The sequence below is a fragment of the Haladaptatus sp. genome (assembly GCF_049589095.1).
In the GTDB taxonomy this organism is placed as follows: Archaea; Halobacteriota; Halobacteria; order Halobacteriales; family Haladaptataceae; genus Haladaptatus.
Genome location: NZ_JBAWAC010000224.1, coordinates 1 through 2,778 on the forward strand (window position 1 = coordinate 1; position 2,778 = coordinate 2,778).

The following is a 2,778-nucleotide window of genomic DNA, read 5'->3' on the forward strand; positions in this document are numbered from 1 at the left end:
ACCTCAGCGAACGACCGTCACCATCATCGGCGCACGGCGCATCACCCTGTCGGCGACGGACCCGAGGAGAATGTGCGAGATATCGTCGCGTCCGTGGGTTCCGATGACGATGTGGTCGATATCGTTCTCGCGCGCGTAGGTGAGGATTTGACGGGCGGGCTGTCCCATCTTGACGACGCTTTCGACCGGAACGTCGTCCGCTTTTTCCCGTAGTCCGTCGTGGAGTTCGTGGACGCTATCCCACTCCTTCTGATACCACTCCTGTGAGTAAGCGGGCATCCCCGCTTTGCCGAGCGGTGACTGGTATCCCGGTGACAACGGGTCGATGTCGAACGGATTGACGACGGTGATGAGGGTGAGTTCCGCGTCAGGTATTTCGAGTGCGTACTCGAACGCTTCTATCGATTTAGGCGAACCATCGAGCGGAACGAGAACGTGTTCGCTCATGGAACACGAGACGGCAGACGGGAGGTAAAACGATTTCCTCTGTCCCAGTCAGGAATCGCGTAAAAACGAACCGGCTGATCGCGCAGAACAAACCCATCAGGTGTGCAGGATGAACTCGAAGATGAGGAACGACCCGACTGCCGAAAGCGTCGGCGAGAGAACCCAGAGAAGGACGATTCGACTCGTCGCCGCCGGGTCGAACAGGTTCTCCGCAGCCAGTTCCTCGACGCTCTCCTCGCCGATGGGCGCGACCTGACCGGATTCGCCGCCGTCCCGTGCCGCGGGCGGTTCGGGTGCTTCCCCCTCCGCCATCTCGCCGATCGTCGGGCCGGGCGGCACCTCGGTTTCACTCGTCTCGGCGATCAGTGCACCCGATGAAAGCTCGGCAACGGGCGTTTGCTCCCCCTGTATCGCGGCATCCGCGACCTCGGCAACCGTCACCGCTCTGCTCGCTCGTCCCCAACCGAGTCCGATGATACACGAGGTGGTGCTGACCGCGAGACTCGCCGGAATTCCGAGCCGTGAAAGGATCGTGATGATGGTCGCACCGATGAGCGAGACGATGAGCGCCGCCAGGATCGGCAGATCGGTAATCCCGTCGCTGATGGTGTCGAGCGTCCGCCGAGCGATAGTAAAGCCACCGAGACCGATCGCACCGATAGCCAGCAGGATTCCCTGACTCGCCGTGATCGATCCGTTCCCGATGAGCGGTGCGACGGCGTTCGCCGCGTTCGACGCACCCGCACTGAACCCCATGTAGCAGGCGATAATGAGCACCGAGGTCGCACCGCCAGCCTCGCGCCCACCGACGTCACTGCCGAGTTTGGGTCGCGGAATCGACCCCGAACGGTCGAGCGTAATCAGCCCACCCTCGATTCGCGAGAACGAGAAGTGGGCGTCGAGATACGGATAGAGATAGCGGCCGACGATCAACCCGATGAGGAACGCCGAGAGCGGTGCGACGATCCACGCCGAAACGATGGTGAACATCAGCGATTCGTTGAGCGAGTTCGTCGCCAGCCCTAACCCGACGATTGCGCCGACGGCCGTCATCGACGTCGACGCAGGGACGCCGAACAGGTTCGAGATGAGTAACGCAACCCCGGCGAAAAAGAGGACGATGATGCTCGTCCCCAACGTGAACTGACTGGCTGGAACGATACCGTTGCTCATCGTCTCGATCACGTTCCTCCCAACCGTCCAGCCACCCCAGAGCGCGAAGCCCGTGAAGAGTGCCGCCGCTCCGACCTTCCCGATGATTCTACTTCCGACCGCGGGACCGAACGCGACCCCGGTCGAGGAACCGCCGATGTTGTAGCCGACGAACACGGCGACGAACAATCCAACTAACAGTAGTACACTAACCACGCTGTTCCCCCAATCGTACAACGGGAGCGAGGACTATCCCTTTTTGCCCGTCCGAATCAGCGTCCAAACTCACGCACGAAACGCCGCCCAACGGAGCATGTCGTCGAACGCTACGACCGACTCGTACCTGTCCGCGGGGTCCTCGGCCTTCGCTTTCGAAATGATTTCGTACAGGTCCTCCGAGACGGGGTCGTCACGGAGCAACTCGAACTCCTGCGGACCCGCCTGTGCTAATATGACTTCCCTGTGTTCCGGGTCGAGGGCACGAAGTGATCCTTCGTCCGGACTTTTTCCGGTCAGAACGAACGCCGCAATCGCGCCGAGACGGTACACGTCGGTTCGTTCGTCCGCTTCCGTTCCCGCGACCTGCTCCGGCGCATCGTACGGCGACGGGTCGGCCGAGTCGCGGAATTCGGCGAGGGCAGAGCCGAGTTCCCAGTCGGCGACGAACGCGTCGTCGCCGTCCAAGAAAACCGATGCCGGTGTCAGGCCTCCGTGAATCATACCGTCGGTATGGGCGTCGTGAACGACCGTACTCGCCGCCGAAAGCGCGTCGAGTCGCTCCGGGAACGGCCGGTCGGAATCCGCGAGCGAACCGTCCTCGTAGTACGGCAGTTCGATGCTGTCGCCGTCGGTTTCGAGCACCGGCACGACGCCGGGTCGGTCGTTCAGTTCCGCCCACCGTTCGACCGCCGAACGGAACGTCCCGACGACCCGTGGCTCGGTCAGTTGCCGTTCGGCGACGAGTTTCGGCCCGTCGTCGGTCCGTTTTCTCACCCGATACGTCTCGGTGAACTCGTCCGCCGAAAGCCGTTCGAGGCGGCCGTACTCCATTTCCGGTTCCGCGGGCGATTCGACGGCGGCCGCCGTCGAATCGTCGTCGCCGTTGAATCGTCGGTAGGCCGCGAACGCGGCCGTTCCGACGAGGATTCCGGACAATCCCAACCCGGGAGCGGACGTGAG

2 protein-coding genes and 1 pseudogene are annotated in these 2,778 nt (G+C 62.6%); all 3 read right to left on the reverse strand.

The genetic code is table 11. The features are described 5' to 3' along the window. Nucleotides 1-3: 3 nt before the first annotated feature. Entirely contained in the window at nucleotides 4-447 is a 444-nt protein-coding gene (locus WBV42_RS07270; RefSeq protein WP_423985435.1) for a universal stress protein, read from the reverse strand. A gap of 96 nt (nucleotides 448-543) precedes the next feature. Next, complete coding sequence (locus WBV42_RS07275; protein ID WP_423985436.1) at nucleotides 544-1,815, reverse strand: anion permease; 1,272 nt, start codon at nucleotides 1,813-1,815, stop codon at nucleotides 544-546. Nucleotides 1,816-1,884: 69 nt separating this feature from the next. Further along, nucleotides 1,885-2,778, reverse strand: a pseudogene (locus tag WBV42_RS07280) (Pyrrolo-quinoline quinone); the annotation flags it as partial.

What these genes read in the sequence shown, in the direction of transcription:
- WBV42_RS07270 (WP_423985435.1), bottom strand. Translation starts at nt 447, where the DNA reads ATGAGCGAACACGTTCTCGTTCCGCTCGATGGTTCGCCTAAATCGATA.